Origin of the sequence: Acetivibrio sp. MSJd-27, assembly GCF_018918095.1 — a bacterium.
In the GTDB taxonomy this organism is placed as follows: domain Bacteria; phylum Bacillota; class Clostridia; order UMGS1840; family HGM11507; genus HGM11507.
The window spans coordinates 1-23841 of sequence record NZ_JAHLPV010000043.1 but is presented as its reverse complement, the minus strand read 5'-3'; the positions used below and the strand labels follow the sequence as shown (position 1 = coordinate 23841).

Genomic DNA, 23841 nt, shown 5'->3' with positions numbered 1-23841 from the left:
TTAGCGGCGGCTTGAAAAAGTTTGCGGCTGGCAGATGATTCAGAGGGCTTTCAGCCCAGCCAGTAACATGCCCTTATAGGGCTGAGCAAGCCACCGGCTTTGCCGGTGGTTATGACTACGCTTAAATGTTTTCAATCAGAGGCATGGGGTACGGTACAAAAAGTTCCTTTATTTCATGAAAAATTACAAAAATACTTGACTTTTTACAGAAAAAATGGGAAAATAACAAAGATAGTGAAAAATATATGTGGGGGAAAGTCATGAAGAAATATCGTTGTTCTACGCCGTCCAGACTGTGTCTGTTTGGCGAGCATCAGGACTACTTGGATATGGAGGTCATCGGCACCGGTATTAATCTCCGTTTTTGCGCAGAGGCTTCCAAACGCAGCGACGGCATTGTACATATTATGATTCGGGATTCCAAAATCTGTGAATTGAATCAGAAAAACGTCAATGGCTTGTATCAGCACTATGAAGTGGATTTAAATTCTCCGATTGTCTATGAAAAGAAACGTGATTACTTTAAGAGTTCTTTCAATGTCCTTCTGAAAGAAGGATATGATGTTGCATGCGGTTTTGATGTGAAAATGGATTCCAATATTCCGATAGGAAAAGGAATGTGTTCCTCTTCCACCATGATTGTGGTATTACTAAAAACAATTCTGGAAACGATCCAGCATCCGGATAAGGACAATCTTGACCGGATTGCTTATCTTGGTTATCTGGCAGAGGTAGAAGAGTTCAAAGAGCCAGGAGGAATGCAGGATCACTTTACCTCGGCTTATGGAAATCTGGTTCATCTCTCCTTTGACGGTGAACCCAAAGCCACAAGTATTGAAACCAAGATACCCGGCGTTTTCATTCTGTTTGATTCCCTTCAGCAGAAGGATACCATAAAGGTGCTTAGTGACAGCAAGGTGCCTGTAGTGGAGGCCATTGAGCTTCTAAAGCCCTACGGTATTACCCACACAAGGGATATCTTTAAAAATGATGCCAATCTTCCTTTGGCAGACAAATTGGATGACTATCATAAAAATAAATTGCTGACCAGTATCAAAATTCATAAATTGCTGAAAGAAGCGCTGGCTATTCTTCAGTCCGGTAATGTGGAGCCAGAGGTTTTTGGAGATTTGTTGAACCGGCATCACGCTCTTCTTCGGGATGGGTTGAACACGTCAACCTCTGTCATTGATCATATTCTGGATGTGGCTTTGGAAAATGGTGCACTGGGCGGAAAAGTGAATGGATCTGGCGGCGGAGGCTGCCTTTTCGTGTACGCCAGGGAAGAAGACGCTCCGGGAATCCTCAAAGCGGTTGAAAAGGAAGGGTATCCAGGGGTAATCCTTCAATCGGATTCCGGTGTGAAGCTGGAAGATATACAGGAAATATAGCCTCGCTTTTATGAATCACATTTTGGCAAGCGTCCGGATACAAAGCTATGGACAGGCGGAGGAGTTTCCTTTTCGTGGGAACATAATCTTACGGTTAATCGTTCGTTCGCGCCAATACTTCTTGTGGAAAAATAGATATTAAGAAAATAGTGAGTTCGGTGTTTTGCCGGACTCCTTTCTTTTTATAGGAATAAGCGATATTGTGAAATTTATTTCTATTAAAGGTGCATAAAAACATGAAATAAATTTGTTGAAAATGAGCAAAACATTAGTTGATTCCTAAGGATACCTGTAGTATAATGAGTAATAAGCAGAAAGCAGAAAGTAGGTTTTTGTATGAAACATATTGTTTCCGCGTTAGTATATAATCGTTCCGGTGTGCTGACCAGAATTTCCGGTATGTTCAGCCGGCGAGGCTTCAATATTGATAGCTTGGCTGTCGGTACTACCGAGGATCCCAGTATTTCCAGAATGACAATTGTTGCCAATGGGGATGATGCAACCATCGACCAGATGCTCAAGCAGCTTGAAAAACTGGTTGATGTTATCACAGCCAAACGACTGAAACCGAAAAAAACTGTGGCAAGACAGCTTGCTTTATTCAAAGTGAAGTGTGACGGGGAGACCAGAGGGGAAATTGTCCAAATTGCTGAGATTTTCCGCGCAAAGGTGATTGATGTATCCTCCGCTACACTCACGATTGAGATTACAGGTGCGGAGGACAAAGTGGCAGCTCTTTATAGTATGCTTGAAAAGTATGGCATTCTAGAGGTTGTGAAAACGGGAGCGATTGCCATTGAACGAGGAGAAAAGATATTAAATATCGAAAGGATGATAGAGAATGGCAAAAATGTACTATGAAAAGGATTGTAATTTTGACAATTTAAAAGGAAAGAAGATAGCAATTGTCGGCTATGGTTCTCAAGGTCATGCCCATGCATTAAATTTAAAGGACAGCGGCGCAGAAGTAATGGTTGGTTTATACAATGGCAGCAGATCATGGAAAATTGCAGAGGAGGCCGGCTTGAAGGTTGGAACGGTTGCTGAGGCAGCCAAAGAGTCTGATATTATCATGATTCTTGTGAACGATGAGAAGCAGCCTGATATCTATTACAGTGAGATTGCTCCTTATTTGACAGAGGGAAAAGCGCTTGCTTTTGCCCATGGTTTCAATATCCACTACAACAGAATTGTGCCTCCTGCTGATGTTGATGTAATCATGATTGCACCGAAAGGTCCAGGTCATACGGTAAGAAGCCAGTTTGTGGAGGGAAGAGGAGTTCCCTGCCTGATTGCGGTTTACCAAGATGCAACCGGAAAAGCGAGAGATATCGCTTTGGCTTACGGTGCGGGAATCGGCGGCGCAAGAGGCGGTATTTTAGAAACAACTTTCCGTGAGGAGACAGAGTCTGATCTGTTCGGAGAACAGTGTGTTCTCTGCGGCGGTGTCAGCGAGCTTATCAAAGCTGGCTTTGAAACGTTGGTGGAAGCTGGGTATGCGCCTGAGATTGCATATTTTGAATGCTGCCATGAAATGAAATTAATTGTGGATCTGATCAATGAAGGCGGCTTGGCATATATGAGATATTCCATTTCAGATACTGCTGAATATGGTGATTACAGTGTCGGCAAACGTCTGATTAATGCAGATGTGAAAAAGGAAATGAAAAAAGTACTGGGTGAAATTCAAGACGGCACATTTGCAAGAAATTGGATTTTGGAAAATCAGGCTGGACGTCCTAATTTCATTGCAACCAGAAGACAGCAGGCGGAACATCAGCTGGAGACTGTCGGCAAAGAACTGAGACATATGATGTCTTGGGCAAAAAAATAAATTTGACTTATTCCCTGAAAATATATTATAATAAAGACGATTATCATAGATAGTCGTCTTTTTATATTTCATTCGTACTTGATAAACGAGCACAATAGAGTATCTTTTATACTTTTCCGTTTATTCCGTTCCATAAGGGATGACGTCTTGTTATTCAAGATTCAGCGGAAGTATAATCTCCCGCTGAATATGCCTGCCGGTTCGGTAAGTGTCGGGGATAAATTTGTAAGCATGTGGAGGGGAAATACCCCCGCTTTGTGAGTCTGAATCGCTTTTAAGGTAGCTTTTGTCCTGTAAAAGCAGTTTTATCTTGTTATAAAATAAGGAAGGTGGAAGCATAGTGGAACAGACGGTTATACCTAAAGTATGGGAAGAATTCATGAATATTAAGAGCGGTCTGCCTTTCGTTGCCCATTCTGTGGAACGGGTTTTGGATTCTCGTTACCATCTAAATGAAGCTAGCAGTCATGAGCAGTTTGAATTGGTTTATGTACAGAGAGGGGAAGCAACTTTCGACATAAGCGGCACTAAGGTTCAAGTCGGCAAAAAAAATCTTTTGCTGATTAAGCCAAGGCAGCCCCATCGTTTGATTGTGGAAGAGGAAAAACAATGCAGCCTTCTTGTTCTGAAATTTTATTTCAAAGGTCCGGATAAAAATAGTATCTCACCCATTTCAATGGAGGATTTTGTGAATTATGTGGGGAAACAGCAGTTTGGGGCTTTCATTACACTGGGCTCCAACTATAAGAATGAAATTGTTTCGGCGCTGAACAGGATTACTGCAGAAATGCGCAACAGCCGTGAGGACAGTGAGTTTCTATGTTCTCTGATTACAATGGAGTTGTTTGTATGGCTGTCGCGGGCGTTAAAATCAGAATGGGAAAATTCCATGAAAAAACATCAGGAAAAATTAAAAGAAATGCTGGAAAGCGCCCGGGATTTTATTGATGAGAAATACATGGAGGACATTGGGCTGAATGATATTGCCAACTATATTTATCTAAGTCCCAGCCATTTTGCGAGAGTTTTTAAAAGGATGTTCGGTGTCAGTCCGATTCAGTACCTGTTGTCTGTACGCATTAATCGCTCGAAAGAGCTTTTGGAACAAACGGAGATGAAAATCGGAGATATTGCTCTGAATGTAGGCTTTTCCGCCCAGCAGCGGTACAATGAAATATTTCGGAAACAGATGAAGATGTCACCGAGCGAATACCGAGCGAAGTGCAAAGCTATGATTATGAATCAGTAGAACAAAAGGGGGGCATTCCTTTCACTTTTTTGTATTTTAAAAACGAGAGCGATGGTTTTATCAACCATCTTATGCTGATATTAGAATTGGAAAAAGGAAGGTTCGCAAAATGAATCCGAACGGTCTACTGGATTTATTTCGGAGGAAACAAAAATCGTCATGGAATCCAAAATTCCATGACGACTTTTTCGTTCTTTCCTAACATAGGAAATTGCGAGGAATCGTGTGCGATTGCATGTTTCAAAAAATACTACGGAAAAGGGATTGCTGTTTTTCGGAATGAAAAGCTTTTTCATTTTTTGATTCCCGGAACGCTCTGTTTTCTTTTTTTATCTTCGCTTGTAATAAGCGGCGTTTTTGACAGTACAGCATCTATTTGACTTATGTCTAAATAATATGAGTCAAGGGCATGAAGCAGATTCCTGCAAAAATTGCGGTCAAAGCCTGTTTTCCATAACCATACTGCCGGGAAGAGGGCAAAAGCTCTTCAATTGCGATATAGAGCATGATTCCTGCTACAATACCAAATACAGCACCCAGAAGAGAATTGCTGATAAATGGTTTTAGAAACAGGAAGGCTAAAAGGGCACCGATAGGTTCAGCGATTCCGGAAAGAAAAGTATACTGAATGGCTTTCTTCTTGCTTCCGGTTGCAAAATAAATTGGCATAGCAACGGAGATGCCTTCGGGTATATTGTGCAGAGCGATCGCGACAGCGATGGAGGCGCCCAATGCCATATTTTCATAGCCTGCCATAAAGGTTGCGATCCCTTCCGGAAAATTATGAAGCCCAATGGCAAGCATAGAAACAAAACCAGTTCGGAAAAGATTTTGATGTGGTGTATCGCCGAGTGTACTGTCAAATTCCTGGTGAGGCACCAGTTTGTCAATGGATGAGGCGATCAGAACTCCGATTACAAGAAATAAAACAGAAAGAACGATGCTGAGCCGTTCTCCGGCTGTTTCACTCAGCAGATCAACGGCATTTGGATACAGATCGGTAAAGGATACGCTGATCATCACGCCCGCTGCGAAACCAAGAGAAATCGTTACAAGTTTTTCGCTTTTCTTTTTGGTGATAAAAATGATCAGTGCACCGAGCAGAGTTGCCAAGCCGGCTGCAACGGAAAAGATAAGGGCTCTGAGACTGGGATCCTGAAACATAAAATTTCCTCCTGATTTTTTGAGTTTTATAACCTCGCCTCTCTTCAATGGACGGGCTCCATTTTTGCGGTAAAGAGCAAAGCGCCTTGCGTTGTTATGACCAAAAGAGGTTTGGATTTCGTGGAAAATGTTCATTGCATGGAAAGATTTTGAACGTTCAGAAAAATAGGATAAGTAACCACTTTTCTTTTCTGAAATTTATTATGCGGGAAAAGAAAGCACGATATTCTTGTAGAATAGGAAACCGTGCGGAATTGTGCGCAGTTGCTTGTTTTGAAGAACAGCGTGCAGAGCGGGACTGTGTTTTTCGGAATGAAAAACTTTTTTATAATCTAGGAAATTGCGGCGGAATGAGTTGAAATTTCATTGAGCAAGATAAGATGAAGTCGCAATTTAGCAGATTTCAAAAAACAGCGTGCGGAGCGCGACTGCGTTTTTCAGAATGAAAAACTTTTTTATATTTCATTACAAAAACAAACTTGTTGATAGGGGTGTTCTAAATTTCCAATTCGAATACCAAGATGACGGATATTTTTCTTTATATTCAGCTGCTCAAATAATTCCAAAGCAGTTTGATAGATAAGCGCTGTGTCATTGGTCGGTATTTGCAAACGTTTTTGTATAGAACGCTTTTTAAAGTCTTCCGTTTTTACTTCGATGGAAACCAAACCGAAATAGAGCTCCTTTTGTTTTAGCCGTCTTGCAATCTTTTCACTTAGCTCCATCAGCACCTTCCGAATATATTCAAAATCATTTGTGTCAAAAGGGAGGGTGGTGGAGTGGCTGATTCCCTTTACTGTATCATGGGATAAAAAGTGGGCCGTTTCTTTTCCGTTGGCATAATTATTTAATGTCACTCCGTGTTTCTTTAAAATTCTCTCCAGAAGCACAGGAGAAGAACGTGCGATATCTCCGATTGTAAAAAATCCTTTTTGCTTGAGTTTTTCACGGCTTGCACGGCCTACCATAAACAATTCATTGATGGGCAGAGGCCACATTTTTTGTTCCATTTCCCATTCAAACAGCGTGTGCACCCGGTCTGGTTTTTGAAAATTGCTTGCCATCTTCGCCAGAAGACGATTGGTGGAAATTCCAATGTTGACCGTAAAGCCGAGCTCGTGATAGATTGTTTGTCTGATATAATGGGCGGCTTCCAGTATGCTGTCAAATTCCTTATTTTTGTATTCCATAAAGCATTCATCAATACTGAAACGAGTAATTTCAGAAGAAAAACAGGACAAAACTTCAATTAGCTTATTACTGCTGTGCTGATATAAGATTCGGTCTGGCTGGACGACGCGCAACATGGAACATTTCTTTTTTGCACTGGACACGGTTTCACCGGTCTGAATTCCATATTGTTTTGCCGGAGTTGATTTTGCCAGAACCACACCATGGCGCTTTTTCGGATCGCCGCCGATAATAGATGGAATCTTACGAAGATCGGTTTTGGCACCGTTTTTCAGCAATTCTACCGCACTCCAGGAAAGATAAGCGTTATTGACATCAATATGAAAAACCGCTTTTTGCGGATATATATGACACATGAAAAAGCACCTCAAAAGCATTATACCAAACAATTGTTCGGTTGTAAAGAGTTGCTTTGAAAAAATAGTATAAATGCAAAAAAGCGTACATGTTGTACGCTTTCAAATATATCAAAAAAATATTTATGCATTGACAGCATTAAATTTTGCTGCTAATCTGGCTTTTTTTCTGCTGGCAGTATTCTTGTGCAGAATTCCTTTTGCAGTTGCCTGATCAATCTTTTTCACAACCAAATTGAAAGCTTCAGCAGCGGATTCTTTATTGTTTTCAGAAACAGCAGCCTCAAATTTTTTGATAACAGTTTTAAGATTTGACTTTATCATTTGATTTTGAAGAGTTTTTGTTTTAATTACTTTTACTCTTTTTTTTGCAGACTTAATATTTGGCATTTATCTCACCTCCGGATACCTAAAAACTATTACAACCAATTATAATATCAAAACACTTGAAATGTCAAGATATTTTAGCAAATTTCTCATATTTTTTTCATATTTCTGTTGAAATAAGCGAATCCTATCAAAAAGATATGTTGTACAAAGGAGTGTTGAGCGATGTTAAATTTTAGAACAGATCTGGCTTTAGAAGCTCAGGAAATGTATGTGGAGGCGAACAGAAAAACCTCTGAAATTGAAGGTGTGGCTGTGACTAGCAAAAACGTGGGAAAAGTACTGGTTACAGAAGTGAAGATCACCAGTGAAAATGGTGAAAAATCCCTGGGAAAGCCATGTGGAACTTATATCACAATGGAGAGCCCCTCTATTCAAAGCATGGATCCTGGGACGTCTGAAAAAATTAGTCTTTTAATGAAAGAGCAGCTTCTAAAGTTAATCCGTTTAAAAAGGGAAGATAAGGTTCTTGTTGTCGGTTTGGGGAATTGGAATATCACGCCTGATGCATTAGGCCCAAAAGTAGTTTCGGAAATCATGGTTACCAAGCACTTGATCGATTACATCCCGGAACATGTCGATGAGAATTTAAGGCCCGTATGTGCAATCTCTCCTGGTGTTCTGGGAATCACTGGCTTAGAGACGAGTGAAATAATCAAAGGTATCGTGGAAAAAACAAAACCGGATCTTGTGATTGCAATTGATGCTCTGGCATCCCGAAACTCGGATCGAATCAGTTCAACCATCCAGCTTACTGATACGGGGATTCATCCTGGCTCAGGCGTCGGGAATAAAAGGGAGGGCTTAAATAAGCAAACGCTTGGCGTGCCTGTTATTGCCATAGGAGTGCCGACCGTAGTAGAGGCTGTTTGCGTTGCCAATGATATTTTAAAAAATTTGCTTAACAGCTTGTACGAGGAAACAAAGGAGCATAAGACGATACACACGTTTATTAAGACTTTAAGAGACTCTGAGCGATATGAATTACTCAAAGCGGTTGTCGATGAAAAGCAGGCGGAGATGATTGTGACTCCTAAGGAGATTGACAGTGTTATCTCTCATATATCAAAAGTGATTTCAAATGGTATTAACCTTTCCCTACATGAAGGAATCGACCTTGAATATATTGAAAGCTTTACTTTTTAAAAAATGAATGTCATTAACGTTGACACTGAGACAAAAATTGTGTTACAATATACCGTAAATCTTGCCGTCAAAAAGAGTTTGTGCGCATATACATTTTTGCACCAACTTCCATTTTGAAAGTGAGACGGCTTTTCAGCGCAATAATAAAACGGGGTGAATAGATATGTTTGTCACAGAAAATTTAGAAGTCAACGAACAGAATCACCTGACAATCGGCGGTGTGGATACGATTGCTTTGGCAGAGAAATATGGTACACCGCTGTATGTTATGGATGAGGATATGATTCGGCAAAACTGTCGTATTTATAAGGATGCAATTGACCGTGATTATAATGGAAACGGCCTCATTCTATATGCTTCCAAAGCGTTCTCCTGTCTGCATATGTATCGTATTGTCCGGGAAGAAGGACTTGGGGTTGACGTGGTATCCGGCGGTGAGCTGTACACTGCTTTGAAAGCTGGTATGGATCCCGAGAAAATATATTTCCATGGAAACAATAAAACGGATGATGAAATCGAATTGGCTGTCAGTAACAATGTAGGCAGACTGGTCGTGGATAATTTTTTGGAATTAGAACATATCAACCGCATTGCGAAGGAAAAGAATAAAACAGTTTCTATTTTGTTTCGCATAAAGCCGGGAATAGACGCACATACCCACGCGTTTATCCGTACCGGTCAAATTGACTCAAAATTCGGCTTTGCTCTAGAGACAGGAGAAGCGTTTGAAGCGGTTAAATCAGCCTCCGAATACAAAAATTTAAAAATAGCTGGAATTCATTGCCATATCGGATCGCAGATTTTTGAATTAGAACCTTTTCAGGAAGCAGCAAAAGTGATGTGTGGCTTTATTGCTGAAGTGAAGGACAAGCTCGATATTGTCATGGACGAGTTGAATCTGGGAGGGGGATTTGGCATCAAGTATACAGAAAAGGATGATCCCGTTGCCTATGATCAATATATTGATGCGGTGGCTTCGGTCATTAAAACATGTTGCTGGGAAGCGGGAATTAAGCTGCCAAAAATATTGATGGAACCGGGGCGTTCCATCGTGGCTTCCGCTGGTATTACTCTGTATACAATCGGTAATGTAAAAAATATTCCTGGTATTCGAAAATATGTTTCAGTGGATGGGGGAATGACGGATAACCCGCGTTATATTTTATATCAATCAGAATATGAGGCAGCGATAGCAAACAAAGCCTCCGATCCAAGGGATGATATTGTGACGATTGCAGGAAAATGCTGTGAGTCCGGCGATCTGATTCAGGAAAACACAAAACTTCAGCAGGCGGAGGCTGGCGATGTTCTGGCTGTTTTCGCTACTGGTGCTTACAATTATTCCATGGCCAGCAATTACAATCGAATTCCAAGACCGCCTGTGGTTATGGTTTCCGGCGGAAAGGATAAACTGATTTTGAAACGGGAGTCTTATGAGGATTTGATTCGAAATGACTTGTAAGCTTACTCATATGCCGATACCTTTATAAAACTTCTAGGAAGACTTGCATATGCTTTGCTTCCAAAATCGGAAGAAAATTATTAAAAATATATTAAAATCGGGACAAAAGATATTCGATTTTCATGATATTTAAATAAATCTATTGACAATTCATGGTTTTCGTTATATAATACAGCTATCAGCTTTCAAAGTAGGTGTTCATATTGGCTGATAAAACGGAGCAGTCAAATAAATTGAATCCTCCAAAATTTGATATCAATGACAAGAATGTAGTCAAGCTTGCCAGAGATGGAGATAATGAGGCATTGGAATTTATTTTTGATTATTTCCGCAATTATTTAAAAGTGATATCAAACCGGTTTTATCTGATTGGCGCTGAGAAGGAAGACATTATCCAGGAAGGGATGATGGGGCTATTCCGCGCTATCAACGATTATAAATTTGATAATGATATCAGCTTTAAAACGTTTGGTTCGATTTGTATTCAGCGTCAGGTGAAATCAGCGCTGCGTACCAATATTCGCCAAAAACATATGGCACTTAATTCTTCTGTATCTCTTCAATCTGTGAAAAGCGATGAGGATACGAGAGAGTTTGCCAATTTTGTTGCTGGAGATGGAAATGCTTTCAATCCGGAAGAGATTGTGATAAGCAATGAAAACAGTGACACCATATATTCTATGCTTTCCGATAGTCTTAGTCGTTTTGAGAAAGATATTTTAGCTCTTTACAATCAAGGTTTAAGCTATAAGGAGATTTCTGAAATCAAGAAAAAAAGCATAAAATCAATCGATAATGCGGTACAGCGCATTCGACGTAAAACTGAAATAATTGTAAAAAATTATTTATAAAACCAAGTCCTTTAGCTTAAATCTAGCGCGGACTAACGAATTTCTATTTTTTAAGGAGAGTAAACTATGTATCAGGACAAAACAATCATCTGCAAAGACTGTGGAAACGAATTCGTATTCACTGCTGGCGAACAGGAATTCTACGCTGAAAAAGGTTTTGAAAATGAACCTACCCGTTGCAAAGAATGCAGAATCGCTAGAAAGAATAACGGCAGAGAAAAAAGAGAACTGCACACAGCTGTATGTGCTGAATGCGGCGGTGAAGCAAAAGTTCCCTTTATTCCGAGAGACGATCGCCCAGTTTATTGCAGCGAATGTTTTTCAAAGAAAAACGAACTCTAATATATAGTAATATATAGATAGAAAGTTTGATACACCCTTTTCTTTCGAAAAGGGTGTATTTTTATAGTATGGAAGCCTGCACAGGATTCTGTGCAGGTTAGCCATATTCCAAAAAATAGCGAATGAATCAAGTTTACGCTTTTCGGAATGAAACATTTTCATTTTTCAAAAAGAATAAATTTAAATAATCTTTAAACAACTGAAAATAAGGTTGCTTTTTTAGATGATTTTGGTATATAATATATATATTATAATAATTAGGAGTGTATAAATATGGAAAAAATAACCAAAGATACAATTATAGCGGATGTGTTAAAAATTGATCGTGATTTGGCTCCGTTTTTTTTCAATATCGGAATGCATTGTCTGGGATGCCCATCAGCCAGCGGTGAAACCGTGGAAGAGGCTTGTGAAGTTCACGGTGCCGATGTGGATGAATTGTTAAAACAAATGAATGATTTTTTAGAAGAAAAATATGCTGAATAAACTTGTGGATTTAAGGAGGGCTTTCTATGGCGAAGAAAAAAGATAATTATTTGTATTATAAAGAAAAACCCCTGATTCGTGTTGGGGATATGATTTATTATGGAAATTTGACAGACAAATATATTTCTGTGATTCAAATTCTGGATTCCAAGGAGGAAAAGGGGCTTCATATTTCTACCAGACTTAGCATTAAGCTCAACCAGAACAAAGGAGATTTGAAATTTAAACCAATAAAAAAAGCGGAAAGGGACAGCATATATACGGCGATTGATTTGGCCGAATACTGGCTTAATGAAGCTTTGGAGATGGATCCGGCCTAATGGAAAACATCATGTCCAACCTATTGAATTTTTTTGTAACATATGGGATTCCTTTTATCCTGTCTATCATTGCTTTTTTGTTTTCTATCTCTTGTCATGAGTCTGCACATGGGCTTGTGGCATATAAGCTGGGAGACCCTACGGCAAAGATGAGCGGCAGGATAACATTGAATCCGCTGAAGCATTTTGATTTGTTTGCAATTCTTTTCTTTGCAGTTTTTCGTGTGGGCTGGGCGAAAGGGGTTCCGATTGACTCCAGATATTTTAAGGATCCCAAGAAGGGAATTGTGCTTTCCTCATTGGCAGGACCAGCGACTAATATTTTATTGGCTTTTCTGAGCATGGTTATTCTGAGATTGGTTGGACTGATTCCGAAATTGGTTGGACTGATTCCGATTCATTCCCAGGGGCTGTATCTGGCATTGAACTATGTTGCTATGTTTTTCAGTTCGATGGTTTCGGTAAATCTGATGCTGGCGATTTTCAATCTGCTTCCCATACCTCCGCTGGATGGCTCCAAAATCTTTTTCAGCCTTCTTCCGGAACGAATTTATTATAAAATTATGTCTTATGACCGGATTATGATTTTTGTCGCATTGGCGCTGGTGTGGTTCGGTGCATTCGATAAGCTGATTCAGACAGGAGTACAGAATCTGTATACGGTTCTTCAAAATATCGTGAATTTTATGATTCCGCTGGGATGATGTAATGGAACAATTATCATATAAATTAGAAACCTTTGAAGGTCCTTTGGATCTTTTGCTGCACCTGATAAAATCGAATAAGGTGAATATTTATGATATTCCGATTGCAGAGATATCGCATCAATATCTTGAATATCTAGATAAAATGAAACAGATGGATTTGGATATCGCCAGTGAATTTTTGATTATGGCGGCAGAATTGCTTTATATCAAGTCCAAGATGCTGCTGCCGGCAGAAAAAAATGAGGCTGGAGAAACCATTGACCCTAGAACAGAATTGGTGGAAAAGCTGCTGGAATATCAGAAATATAAAGAATTAGCTGAATTTTTGAAGGAAAGGGAGGACATCGGCCGCTTTTCCTTTGTAAAAGGTCCTGAAAAAATAAAGGGAATTAAATACAGTAATACGGATCTGGATGTCAGCATGAAGGAGCTCTTGGAAGCCTTTTCTGACATGATGGAGCGGTTAGGCAGAAAAATGCCGCCTCCGAAAACTTCTTTTGTCGGGATCGTAGCGAGGGAAACGGTATCCCTGAAAGAAAGAATTGCTATGGTTCAAGAATATTTGTCTCATGGGAAAAAGACCAATTTCCTTGATGTGTTTTTGGACAACTGTACCTCCAGGCCACAGATTGTGGTGACGTTTCTCGCTATTTTAGAATTAGTAAAACAAAATTCCATTACGTTTGGAAAAGATAAAAACAATACGTTTTATTTGATCTATCATTCGTCCTGAGGAGGATTCGGCAGGAGGAATGACTTTCTGCCTGTTAGGCGAAAGAATTTAATGTTTCAGTATTTTTGGCTGAAAGGCTTGATGAAGGGTGATATCGTTTGATGTTGGGGATTGATGAAAAAGAGCTTTTTCACACGATTGAAGCTCTTTTGTTTGTAGCCGGAGAACCGGTCAGTATCAATAAGCTGGCCGATGTGCTTGAAATTCCGGAAGAGCAGCTTTTGGAAGTCATGCCGAAAATGATGGATGAATATAATTTTGACCGCAGGGGAATCAAGATGATCCGGCTGGATAATTCTTTTCAGCTGACAACCAGACCAGAATATTTTGATCAGGTGGTCAAGCTGGTAACCCATAAGCATAAGCAAACTTTGTCAGCCTCCACATTGGAAGTGCTGTCTATCATTTCTTATAATCAGCCCATCACAAAGGCGGCGATCGAGAAGGTAAGAGGAGTGGACTCTTCTTACTCTTTGACAAAACTTCTGGAGCGGGATTTGATTGAGCAGAAAGGGCGGTTGAATGCACCGGGAAAACCTTTGCTTTACGGTACAACGGATGAGTTTTTACGATGTTTTGGACTGCAGTCGTTAGAGGATATGCCGGATTTGGATGTGGAAACGATTGGCTTTGATATGGAGTCCGAATCTGACAATGTCAGCTTTGACGACTTGGCGGCTGAGATGGCGGAGGATGATGCAGCGCAGCAAGAGGAAAACAACGAAAAGCCGTGAACTGAATAGAAGTGAATAGAGCCGGTACATAGCGGCAGGATGGAGCAAATATGATCGTATTCGCTGTTATCATAGCGGTGCTTATACTTATCATGAACCTGTCCGTTCATGTGGAAACAAAAATACAAAATAAGAAGTTTTCCATTGTTATCAGGCTGGGTAAAGTTAGAATTTTAAAAGCGCCGATTTTAAAAAAAACCAAAAAAGAGAATAAAAGCACAGCAAAAGAGAAGAATAAAAACGATACCGTGAAGCCGGATAAAAAACTTACCGTTGATGATATTACTTTTTATTTTTCCAGTTTCCGCGATATTCTGAAGGATTTACAGAAGCTGATGCGGTATTCCAGAAAGAAGATTATTTGCAATAAGCTGCTTTTGGAACTGACTTTCGGAAAAGAGGATGCTGCTCAGGTTGGGATGATGTATGGCTTTATCTGGGCAGGGATCGGAAATATGCTTCCTCTTTTGCAGAGTATGATGATAATCAAAGAACACAGTATCACGGTTGTTCCGCTCTATAATCAAGAATGTTTTTCCATTGTGTATGAGGGCAATTTTAGAATGAAAATTCACCATATTGTGGTGATTGGTCTAAAAGCATTCTCTTATTTTATAAAGCATTTAAAGCGCTTTTCCAAGTATAACAAAAAACAAAAGAGTAATCAAAACAATAAAAAATAAAAAAGGCGGTGTTTCCTATGGCTGAACATCCAATTCAAGGTCTGATGGATACGGCATTAAAAAACATTAAATCGATGATTGATGTCAATACAATCGTCGGTACACCGGTAACTGCACCGGATGGTACGGTTATCATCCCCATTTCAAAGGTTGGTTTTGGCTTTGGGGCTGGAGGCAGTGAATTCGGCGGTGCAGTAGTTAAGGAGGATGGAGTGAAATCCAATTTCGGCGGCGGAAGCGGTGCCGGTGTTTCCATTTCTCCGGTAGCATTTCTTGTAGTCGGAAACGGCTCTGTCCGGCTCCTGTCATTGAGTGAAAATTCATCAGCTGTAGAGCGTATCATCGATATGGTGCCTGAAATTATGAACAAGGTTACCGACGCGTTTTCAAAAAAGGAAGAAAAAAAAGAATCCAAATCGACAAAAATTGAAAAGGTTTCCAATGATCTGGATGAAATTATCATAACAGAATGATTTCGCTTCTATGCTTAGTCATATTAGGAAGTATGTCCCGCATTTGTTAAATTCCTGCTTTTCAGGCGGAGGAGATAGTCCTTATTTTTCGAGGCTGAAACGCTGTTAAGACGGCTTTTTTAGACAGTGTGCGGCAAACGTATTCGTTTTGTTCAAGAAGGGGCGCAGCCCTGTCATTCAACGGTTCTGTGGTAGATTGTTTACCACAGAAAAATGAAGTGGAACCCGCCGCCTAAAAGGCGGAGGACATCTTCATTTCGTTATAATACGGAATAAAAAAATGTCACCCGCTCATATAATGACTTATAAATAAGTTGTTGGGCGGGTGAATTTATGAATATTACGAAAACGTGGAAGGTTTCAAAATATCATGCGGTATGGCTTATTTTTTTGATATGCCTTTTTCCAATCCATACAGATGCGATGGAAAACGGCGGGGTTTCCGCCAAAGCAGCCGTACTGATAGAACAGTCAAGTGGTCAGATACTATTTGGAAAGAATGAAACGCAAAGACTGCCTATGGCAAGTACAACCAAAATCATGACTGCTATTGTTGCGCTGGAACACGGTAACCCAGAGGATATTGTCACAGTCTCCAAAGAAGCGGCTTATACGGAAGGTTCCTCCATGTATCTGCATGTAGGGGAAGAGATACGTCTGGAAAGTCTGCTATACGGTTTGATGCTCAATTCCGGAAATGATGCGGCGATTGCGATAGCGGAGCATATATCCGGTTCGGCTGATGCCTTTGCAGATTTGATGAACGAAACAGCTGCAAAAATCGGGGTGAAAGATACTTCCTTTCGCAATCCGAACGGACTTGATGCGGAGGGGCATTTTACAACCGCATATGATCTGGCTATGATAACCCGCTATGGTCTGAGCAATCCAGCTTTTCAGGAGATTGTCCGCACAAAGACAAAAGCGGTGGAATTGGATGGAAGAGCGGGGGGCAGGATACTCTCGAATCACAATAAAATGCTTAAGCTCTATCCGGGATGTGATGGCGTGAAAACAGGTTTTACCAAGAAATGCGGAAGGTGTTTGGTTTCTTCCGCTACGCGGGACGGCATGCAGCTGATTGCGGTGACGCTGAATGCTCCTGATGACTGGAATGATCACACATATCTTCTGAACTATGGTTTCCATACATATAAAATGCTGTTAATGACCGTTCCGGACCAGGAAATCGAGGTACAAAACGGTCAAAGTTTGCTGTATGTGATTCCCAAGGAGCCCGCAAAGCTGCTTATCAAAAAGCAGGAGGAAAGTTTGTACCGTTTGGAAATTCAATGGAATGAACGCTTAAAAGCTCCGATTAAGGAAAATCAGTCGGTTGGAAAAGCGATTGTGTATAAGGATAACAAAGTCGTAGAAAAGATTCTTTTGATAGCGCAAAACAAGGTGGAGCCGTTGATTCCAAAACCGTCCTATATGGAGATCTTACGGAAGTTTTTTGTATCGTACAATAATCATTTACAAAGGGGATAAAAGGAATGATACGTCTGCAGAAATATATGAGCGAGGCGGGATATTGTTCCCGCCGGAAAGCAGAGCAGCTGATTCTGGAAGGCAGGGTTACCGTGGACGGAAAGAGAGCTGCGCAGCTGGGGACAAAGGTGGATGAGGAGCACGTTAAGGTTGCGGTAGATGGAAAGGTGCTGAAACGGTCAGCAAAAAAAATTTATATTCTGCTGAATAAGCCGAGAGGTGTTTTGACAACCGTGACAGATGATCGCGGACGAACAACGGTAACCGATTTGCTGGACGGGGTGGAGGAGAGAGTTTATCCCGTCGGCAGACTGGATTACGATTCGAGGGGGATGCTGGTTTTGACCAACGATGGGGAGTTTGCCTACCGGCTGACGCACCCAAAACATCAGATTGCAAAAACATATATTGCAAAACTGGACAAGCCTGTGTCCGAAACAGATTTAAAAAAGCTGGAACGCGGCATTGTTGTGGAGGATTACAAAGCTGTGGCAAAGGAAGCCAGAATTATCTCGGTGAAACAGGAGAAACCAGAGGTTCTGATTACCATAACCCAGGGGAAAAATCGTCAGATTAGAAAAATGTTTGAAACCATTGGCTATCTGGTAACGGATTTGAAGCGGATTTCCATTGGAGATTTAAAGCTGGGAAAACTGGCGGAGGGAAAGTGGCGCTATCTGAAAAAAACAGAATGTGAAATGCTTGAGCGGCATGGAAAAATTGCTTTCACAGGGAAAAGGGGAGATAGATTATGATTACATTTGGCATGGCAAGTCTGGAAGAGATTTATCAGATCAATCAGTTTGCGGAGAAGATGGGGGAGACGCCCTATCCTTTTTCAGGGCTTTATATGGTTTGCCGCAAAGCGGGAGAACTTGCAGGTTACTGTGTGATTCGCGTACATAGCGCATATGCGGAACTAATCGATGCCATACTACTGAAAGAAGATAAGGATGATGCACTGAAAATCGTTTTGATAAAATCTGCGCTGAATGCGATTGATTTGGCAGGCACGAAAAATGTTGTGTGTAAAAACAGCAAAATGAAAGATATTTTAGAGAAGTTAGAATTTACAAGAAATGAACAAAATGACTATATTTTGAACCTGGAGGGTTATTTTAAGCCTTGCAGCTGTAAAAAGAAATAGCTTTGTGAAGAAAATATCAGAAAAGTATTGCAAACTTGACAAAAACATATTAAAATGATAGTTGTGAGAATTTGGTGAATTTCATTATATAAGTGTAGGAGGTTTATATGGACAATAACGAGAAAGTGGCAAACCTTGCAAAACTCCGCCTTGAAGCGACGAACGGAGGAGGGGAAGCAAAGGTGAAAGCCCAGCATAACGCGGGCAAAAAGACGGCCAGAGAAAGAATCGCTCTGCTGTTTGATGAAGGAACTTTTATTGAAACAGATTCTTTCTTAAAAAACAGAAATCCTTTGACAGCGGAAGATAGCTATGCAGATGGGGTTGTTGCTGGATATGGTACGGTAAACGGCAGTCTTGTTTATGCATACTGCCAGGATTTTACGGTGTTATCCGGTTCTGTCGGTGAAATGAATGCAAAAAAAATAGCGAAGATTTATAACATGGCTATAAAAACAGGCGCTCCGCTTGTATCTGTCATTGACTGCGGAGGAATCCGGCTGGAAGACGGGCTGGATGGGGTAAGCGCGGTTGCGGAAATCATGGCAAGTGCTTCCGAGGCTTCCGGGGTGATTCCGCAGATTTGTATGGTGGCAGGCCCTTGTGCAGGCAGTATGACATTTATTCCTGCTGTCAGTGATTTTGTATTTGCAGTGGACAAGATTTCAAAGCTGTATGTCAACAGTAAAGAAGTAATTGAGGGAACAACAGAAGAAAAATGTGATAGCTTCGCCACCTCTGTGTTTGCTGCGAAAAATGGAATGGCTGATTTTGTCTGTGCGACGGAAGAAGAATGTTTTGCAGCAATCAAAAATCTGCTTTTGTATCTGCCCTCCAATTATCAGGAAAGCACTTTCACACAAGCAACTACAGATGACATTAACCGTGCCTGTGATATTACGAGTCTGATTCCGGAAGATGACAAAGCTTCTTTTAATATGCTTTCTATTATTTCTGAAATTGCGGACAATAAAGCTTATGTAGAAATTGCAAAGGACTATGCTAAAAATATGATAACTGCCCTGATTCAACTCAACAGTGAAACAGTCGGCGTTGTAGCGAATCAGCCAATGGAAGGGGATAGCTTGCTCGACGAGGCGGCTGCGAAGAAAGCGGCAAAGTTTGTCCAGTTCTGTGACAGCTTCGGGATTCCAGTACTTTCCCTGGTGGATTGTGAAGGATACGCAATTTCATTTGCTTCCGAAAAAGCTGGTTTGATGAAAGAGATTGCAAAGCTTGGCTTTGCGTTCCATGAGGCAACGGTTGCCAAAGTAAATGTAATTGTAAGAAAGGCATATGGCGGCGCTTTTGCGGTGATGAACTCCAAGCAAATGGGCGCAGATTTCAGCTATGCACTTCCAACTGCAATTATCAGCGCAACGACACCTGAGATTGCTTTAAACATGTTCTATACGGATGAGGTGAAGAAAGCAAGCAATCCGGTTTCGGCAAGACAGGAAATTATGGATAACTATAAAAACGAGGCTGCTTCTCCTTACGAAGCAGCAAAAAGAGGATATATTGACGATATTATTGATCCCAGTGCTTTAAGACCTGTTCTTGTCAGCGCATTTGACGTGCTGTCTTCAAAGCGGATCACAAAAACAGAAAAAAAACATGGTAATTTACCGATGTAACCTCGCAAAAATATTCTGTTTTTAGAAGCGGCGCATTTTCTTATGCGTTTGCGAAGCCGGTGTTATTTTTCGAGACGCTGGATGGAAACGCCGCTGGGGTAGATTTTTGTTTATCATACAAAAATCATTCAATAAAATCATGTGATAACGAGGTGAAATAAATGACTTTAGCTGAAAAAATGTCAGAGGGTCTGGTTGTATTAGGTGTTGGCGTATTGGTCGTTTTCGGTGTTTTGATTTTGCTTTGGGGACTTTTGGAATTGATGCGTGTTATTTTTTATGAAGCACCAAAGAAAAGGAAAGCTTCTCAGGCAACCGAAAAAATAGCGCAAACTTTATCGTCTGCACCACAGGATGTCGTTGCTGCTCCAGCCTCTGCTGCAGCAGTAGGGCAGGATGAGGATGATGAAGAGATTATTGCGGTTATCGCGGCAGCAGTTGCAGCCGCTATGGATACATCTGTTCATAATTTAAGAATCAAATCGGTCAGAAGAGTATCAAACTGGAAAAAATAAATTTGGAGGAAAATAAAAATGAGAAAGTTTTTGATAAATGTAAACGGAAAATCCTATGATGTGGCTGTGGAGGAAGTAAAAGATGGAAGTGCTCCGGTTATGATGGCCGCACCTCAGCCGGCAGCCGCTCCGGCTCCTGTTGCAGCTGCACCCGCCGCTGCTCCGAAAACAGCTGCTCCGGCTGCAAATGTTGCCGGAACAAAGGTTGAGGCTCCTATGCCTGGTACTATTATGAAAGTAAATGTAAAAGTGGGAGATTCGGTCAATGAAGGAGATACCGTAGCTGTTCTGGAAGCGATGAAAATGGAAAATGATATTCCGGCACCTGTATCCGGCAAAGTGGTTGCTGTCAATGTGGCAAACGGTGACAGTGTAGATTCCGGTGCGGCTTTGCTCGTGATTGGATAATTCTTGTGCAACAATCTTAAAAAGGAGGTATATCTACATTGAATATACTGGAAAGTTTACAGCAATTTTTAAGCAGCACAGGAATTTTGTCGATTACTTGGCAGCAAATTGTAATGATTCTTATTTCTTGTGTATTACTGTATTTAGCAATTGTAAAAAAATATGAGCCTTTGCTGTTATTGCCCATTGCTTTTGGCATGCTGTTGACAAACCTGCCTATGGGCGGTATCTATCATCCGGAGTTTTTTCAGCTGCAGCCGGACGGAAGCCCGATGGTTCCGTTCAGCCAGCTGGTGAAAAAAGGCGGTTTGTTGGACTTTTTATACTTAGGTGTTAAATTTGGCATTTATCCGCCGTTGATCTTTATGGGGGTTGGCGCGATGACCGATTTCGGTCCACTGATTGCAAACCCAAAAAGCATTCTGCTTGGCGCTGCCGCACAGATTGGGGTATTTGTTACCTTTATCGGTTCCTTGCTCTTAGGATTTACTGTTTTTGAAGCTTGCTCTATCGGTATCATAGGCGGTGCGGATGGTCCTACTGCAATCTTTGTTACAAAAACACTGGCCCCGCATTTGCTTTCCGCTATCGCGGTTGCGGCATATTCCTATATGGCGCTCATACCGATTATACAGCCTCCGATTATGAAAGCTTTGACAACAAAGAAGGAACGGCAGATTGTCATGGAACAGCTTCGGCCTGTTTCCAAAACAGAAAAAATCGTATTTCCGATTATTGTTTCCATTGTTGTATGTTTGATTCTGCCAGATGCAACGCCGCTGCTTGGTATGCTGATGCTTGGAAATCTGATGCGTGAAACGGGAGTGGTAGAGCGTTTGTCCAAGACAATTCAGAATGAATTTATGAATATTATCACTATTTGTCTTGGTGTCAGCGTCGGCGCCACCGCTACTGCGGAGAATTTTTTGAGTTTGGGAACAATTTATATCATTTTCCTTGGTTTAATTGCGTTTGCAATCAGTACAGCCGGCGGCGTATTGTTTGGAAAGCTTATGTGTAAATTAACCGGAGGAAAAGTCAACCCGCTGATCGGTTCCGCCGGTGTATCTGCAGTTCCTATGGCTGCTCGTGTTTCACAGGTGGTTGGCCAGAAAGAAAATCCGAAGAATTTCCTACTCATGCACGCCATGGGTCCCAATGTTGCCGGTGTTATCGGTTCTGCCGTTGCTGCCGGAGTTTTCCTTTCCATGTTCGCAGGGAAAGTTTGATGATAGGAGGTCACTATGAGTAAAGTTGGAATTACCGAAACGATATTAAGAGACGCGCATCAGTCTTTGATTGCGACCCGAATGACGACCGATGAAATGATGCCGGTGGTCAGTAAACTGGATGACATCGGATATCATTCCTTGGAATGCTGGGGAGGAGCAACATTCGACTCCTGTCTGCGTTTTCTGAATGAAGATCCTTGGGAAAGGCTGCGGAAAATCCGCGCGGCTGCTCCGAAAACAAAACTGCAAATGCTGTTCAGAGGCCAGAATATCCTGGGATACCGTCACTATGCCGACGATATCGTGGAATATTTTGTGCAGAAATCTATCGCAAACGGCATTGATATTTTGAGAATTTTTGACGCGTTGAATGATGTCCGTAATCTGCAGACTGCAATCAATGCAACGAAAAAAGAAAAAGGTCATGTTCAGGCTACCATTTGTTATACCATCAGCCCAGTGCATAATATTGAATCCTTCGTGAAGATGGGCAAACAATTGGAGGAAATGGGGGCTGATTCTATCTGTGTCAAGGATATGGCGGGACTGCTGAAGCCATATACGGCCTATGATTTGATTAAAGCATTAAAAGAAACTGTAAAAATCCCGATTCAGCTGCATACCCATTATACCAGCGGTGTTGCTTCCATGACTTATCTGAAGGCAATTGAGGCTGGGGTTGACGTGGTGGATACTGCATTGTCTCCGTTTGCGCTGGGAACCTCTCAGCCTCCAACGGAACCATTGGTTGCGACTCTGCAGGGAACAGAATATGATACAGGCTTGGATCTGGATAAAATTACAGAAATAACACCTTATTTTGATAAACTGCGGACGGAAGTTCTGGAAAGCGGTTTGCTCAATCCAAAGCTTTTGAAAGTTGATATTAATACATTGAAATACCAAGTCCCCGGTGGAATGCTTTCCAACCTGGTTTCTCAGCTGAAACAGGCTGGCAAAGAGGATAAATTTGAGGAGGTGCTGCAGGAAGTGCCGAGAGTGCGTGAAGATTTGGGATTCCCGCCGTTGGTTACTCCCTCCAGCCAGATTGTCGGAACACAGGCGGTACTAAATGTAATCAGCGGAGAGCGTTATAAAATGATCTCAAATGAGACAAAGGGGATTGTAAGAGGCGAATACGGAAAAACGCCAGTTGAGATCAAGCCCGAAATCAGAAAGAAAATCATAGGGGATGAGAAGCCGATTACCTGTCGTCCTGCCGATCAGATTAAACCGGAATTGGAAAAGACACGGGAAGCTTGCAAAGAATATATGGAACAGGACGAGGATGTACTATCCTATGCGCTTTTTGAACAGGTAGCTGTAAAATTCTTTGAACAGAGAAAAGCGAAGAAGTACAAAATGGATGTAGAACTGGCAAATACAGAGGAAAAGACGCATCCAGTATAATCGTAACTTCCGCAAGGCTAAATAATGTAAATTTGTATGTAAGACGTTCTTGTTTAACAGGCAAAGCAATTTTATTGTGCGGAAGTAATTTCTATCGATACAAAAAAAGGGCCGGAAGATTCTTTCTTCCGGCTCAGCCTGTCGAAAAAGTCCAGTATACACTGGGCTTTTTTGCGTATGTGTGGTAAAATAAAGATAAGAAAAGACTGGGGAGGGACGGCGTGTGCTAGCAAAAGAGCAGGAATTGCGCAGAAATGTAGTAGAAATCCTATGTTTGGAGGAGCTGGTTCCATCGGAGCATCTGCTGCGGCAGATTGACAGCGCGGTGGATTTTACGCATCTGTACGACTTGGTGGATGCGCTTTACAGCCGCGACAACGGCCGTCCCAGCATTGACCCGGTGGTATTGTTCAAAATTGTGTTCATCCAGCACCTGTACGGCATCCCCTCGCTGCGCCGTACCATGCAGGAGATTGGCATGAACATCGCATA

General features: G+C 41.4%; 27 protein-coding genes. 24 read left to right on the top strand and 3 right to left on the bottom strand.

The window, feature by feature from the left end; translation table 11 throughout:
• Positions 1 to 260: 260 nt before the first annotated feature.
• The 4 genes from KQI32_RS11340 to KQI32_RS11325 all read left to right on the top strand — a co-directional run bounded on the left by KQI32_RS11340 (position 261) and on the right by KQI32_RS11325 (position 4474).
• Positions 261 to 1391, top strand: a complete 1131-nt coding sequence (locus tag KQI32_RS11340) for a mevalonate kinase (protein ID WP_216425300.1) — start codon at positions 261 to 263, stop codon at positions 1389 to 1391.
• Positions 1392 to 1727: 336 nt separating this feature from the next.
• Entirely contained in the window at positions 1728 to 2252 is a 525-nt protein-coding gene (gene ilvN / locus KQI32_RS11335; RefSeq protein WP_177691217.1) for an acetolactate synthase small subunit, read from the top strand.
• On the top strand, positions 2233 to 3225 hold the full coding sequence (gene ilvC / locus KQI32_RS11330; protein ID WP_177691218.1) for a ketol-acid reductoisomerase: 993 nt from the start codon (positions 2233 to 2235) through the stop codon (positions 3223 to 3225). The genes ilvN and ilvC overlap by 20 nt, the downstream gene beginning before the upstream one ends.
• Before the next feature lie 340 nt (positions 3226 to 3565).
• Positions 3566 to 4474: a helix-turn-helix domain-containing protein gene (locus tag KQI32_RS11325; protein WP_216425298.1), complete on the top strand. Its 909-nt coding sequence runs from the start codon at positions 3566 to 3568 to the stop codon at positions 4472 to 4474.
• A 387-nt stretch (positions 4475 to 4861) separates the two neighbouring features.
• Here KQI32_RS11325 and zupT read toward each other — a convergent pair whose 3' ends face one another.
• The 3 genes from zupT to rpsT all read right to left on the bottom strand — a co-directional run bounded on the left by zupT (position 4862) and on the right by rpsT (position 7575).
• Positions 4862 to 5638, bottom strand: a complete 777-nt coding sequence (gene zupT / locus KQI32_RS11320) for a zinc transporter ZupT (protein WP_216425296.1) — start codon at positions 5636 to 5638, stop codon at positions 4862 to 4864.
• Between the two features lie 455 nt (positions 5639 to 6093).
• The gene (locus tag KQI32_RS11315) at positions 6094 to 7185 is read right to left on the bottom strand and encodes a DNA polymerase IV (protein WP_216425294.1); all 1092 of its coding nucleotides are present in this window, start codon (positions 7183 to 7185) and stop codon (positions 6094 to 6096) included.
• A gap of 123 nt (positions 7186 to 7308) precedes the next feature.
• A complete protein-coding gene (gene rpsT / locus KQI32_RS11310; RefSeq protein ID WP_216425292.1) occupies positions 7309 to 7575 on the bottom strand; it encodes a 30S ribosomal protein S20 in 267 nt (88 codons plus the stop codon).
• 162 nt (positions 7576 to 7737) lie between these two features.
• On the opposite strand from rpsT, the gene gpr reads away from it, so the two are divergent.
• The 20 genes from gpr to KQI32_RS11210 all read left to right on the top strand — a co-directional run.
• A complete protein-coding gene (gene gpr / locus KQI32_RS11305) occupies positions 7738 to 8718 on the top strand; it encodes a GPR endopeptidase (protein ID WP_216425290.1) in 981 nt (326 codons plus the stop codon).
• Between the two features lie 163 nt (positions 8719 to 8881).
• Positions 8882 to 10180 carry a diaminopimelate decarboxylase gene (lysA, locus tag KQI32_RS11300; RefSeq protein ID WP_216425288.1) on the top strand — a complete coding sequence of 433 codons (1299 nt, stop codon included), beginning with the start codon at positions 8882 to 8884 and terminating at the stop codon, positions 10178 to 10180.
• Positions 10181 to 10383: 203 nt separating this feature from the next.
• Positions 10384 to 11031: a sigma-70 family RNA polymerase sigma factor gene (locus KQI32_RS11295; RefSeq protein WP_216425286.1), complete on the top strand. Its 648-nt coding sequence runs from the start codon at positions 10384 to 10386 to the stop codon at positions 11029 to 11031.
• 66 nt (positions 11032 to 11097) lie between these two features.
• The gene (locus KQI32_RS11290) at positions 11098 to 11373 is read left to right on the top strand and encodes a zinc-ribbon domain containing protein (protein WP_216425285.1); all 276 of its coding nucleotides are present in this window, start codon (positions 11098 to 11100) and stop codon (positions 11371 to 11373) included.
• A 273-nt stretch (positions 11374 to 11646) separates the two neighbouring features.
• Positions 11647 to 11859, top strand: coding sequence for a DUF1858 domain-containing protein (locus KQI32_RS11285; RefSeq protein ID WP_216425283.1), 213 nt, complete (start codon positions 11647 to 11649; stop codon positions 11857 to 11859).
• 26 nt (positions 11860 to 11885) lie between these two features.
• Complete coding sequence (locus KQI32_RS11280) at positions 11886 to 12179, top strand: hypothetical protein (RefSeq protein WP_216425281.1); 294 nt, start codon at positions 11886 to 11888, stop codon at positions 12177 to 12179.
• On the top strand, positions 12179 to 12883 hold the full coding sequence (locus tag KQI32_RS11275) for a site-2 protease family protein (protein ID WP_216425279.1): 705 nt from the start codon (positions 12179 to 12181) through the stop codon (positions 12881 to 12883). Before KQI32_RS11280 ends, KQI32_RS11275 begins: the two co-directional genes overlap by 1 nt.
• Before the next feature lie 4 nt (positions 12884 to 12887).
• On the top strand, positions 12888 to 13619 hold the full coding sequence (locus KQI32_RS11270) for a ScpA family protein (protein WP_216425277.1): 732 nt from the start codon (positions 12888 to 12890) through the stop codon (positions 13617 to 13619).
• Between the two features lie 101 nt (positions 13620 to 13720).
• A complete protein-coding gene (scpB, locus tag KQI32_RS11265) occupies positions 13721 to 14353 on the top strand; it encodes an SMC-Scp complex subunit ScpB (protein ID WP_253291177.1) in 633 nt (210 codons plus the stop codon).
• 50 nt (positions 14354 to 14403) lie between these two features.
• Positions 14404 to 15036, top strand: coding sequence for a DUF2953 domain-containing protein (locus tag KQI32_RS11260; protein ID WP_216425254.1), 633 nt, complete (start codon positions 14404 to 14406; stop codon positions 15034 to 15036).
• A gap of 17 nt (positions 15037 to 15053) precedes the next feature.
• Positions 15054 to 15509: a GerW family sporulation protein gene (gene ytfJ / locus KQI32_RS11255; protein ID WP_216425252.1), complete on the top strand. Its 456-nt coding sequence runs from the start codon at positions 15054 to 15056 to the stop codon at positions 15507 to 15509.
• Between the two features lie 333 nt (positions 15510 to 15842).
• Positions 15843 to 17000 (top strand): D-alanyl-D-alanine carboxypeptidase family protein, encoded by a 1158-nt coding sequence (locus tag KQI32_RS11250; protein ID WP_216425244.1) that lies wholly within the window; start codon positions 15843 to 15845, stop codon positions 16998 to 17000.
• A gap of 5 nt (positions 17001 to 17005) precedes the next feature.
• Complete coding sequence (locus tag KQI32_RS11245) at positions 17006 to 17755, top strand: pseudouridine synthase (RefSeq protein ID WP_253291176.1); 750 nt, start codon at positions 17006 to 17008, stop codon at positions 17753 to 17755.
• Positions 17752 to 18147, top strand: coding sequence for a hypothetical protein (locus tag KQI32_RS11240; RefSeq protein ID WP_216425242.1), 396 nt, complete (start codon positions 17752 to 17754; stop codon positions 18145 to 18147). The genes KQI32_RS11245 and KQI32_RS11240 overlap by 4 nt, the downstream gene beginning before the upstream one ends.
• A 107-nt stretch (positions 18148 to 18254) precedes the next feature.
• Positions 18255 to 19784 (top strand): acyl-CoA carboxylase subunit beta, encoded by a 1530-nt coding sequence (locus KQI32_RS11235; protein WP_216425240.1) that lies wholly within the window; start codon positions 18255 to 18257, stop codon positions 19782 to 19784.
• A gap of 161 nt (positions 19785 to 19945) precedes the next feature.
• Positions 19946 to 20299 carry an OadG family transporter subunit gene (locus tag KQI32_RS11230; protein ID WP_216425238.1) on the top strand — a complete coding sequence of 118 codons (354 nt, stop codon included), beginning with the start codon at positions 19946 to 19948 and terminating at the stop codon, positions 20297 to 20299.
• Between the two features lie 18 nt (positions 20300 to 20317).
• Entirely contained in the window at positions 20318 to 20707 is a 390-nt protein-coding gene (locus tag KQI32_RS11225; RefSeq protein WP_216425237.1) for a biotin/lipoyl-containing protein, read from the top strand.
• Between the two features lie 113 nt (positions 20708 to 20820).
• Complete coding sequence (locus KQI32_RS11220) at positions 20821 to 21936, top strand: sodium ion-translocating decarboxylase subunit beta (RefSeq protein WP_216425302.1); 1116 nt, start codon at positions 20821 to 20823, stop codon at positions 21934 to 21936.
• A gap of 15 nt (positions 21937 to 21951) precedes the next feature.
• Complete coding sequence (locus KQI32_RS11215) at positions 21952 to 23349, top strand: oxaloacetate decarboxylase subunit alpha (RefSeq protein WP_216425235.1); 1398 nt, start codon at positions 21952 to 21954, stop codon at positions 23347 to 23349.
• Positions 23350 to 23572: 223 nt separating this feature from the next.
• A partial coding sequence (locus tag KQI32_RS11210; protein WP_216423449.1) for a transposase occupies positions 23573 to 23841 on the top strand: 269 nt, incomplete at its 3' end.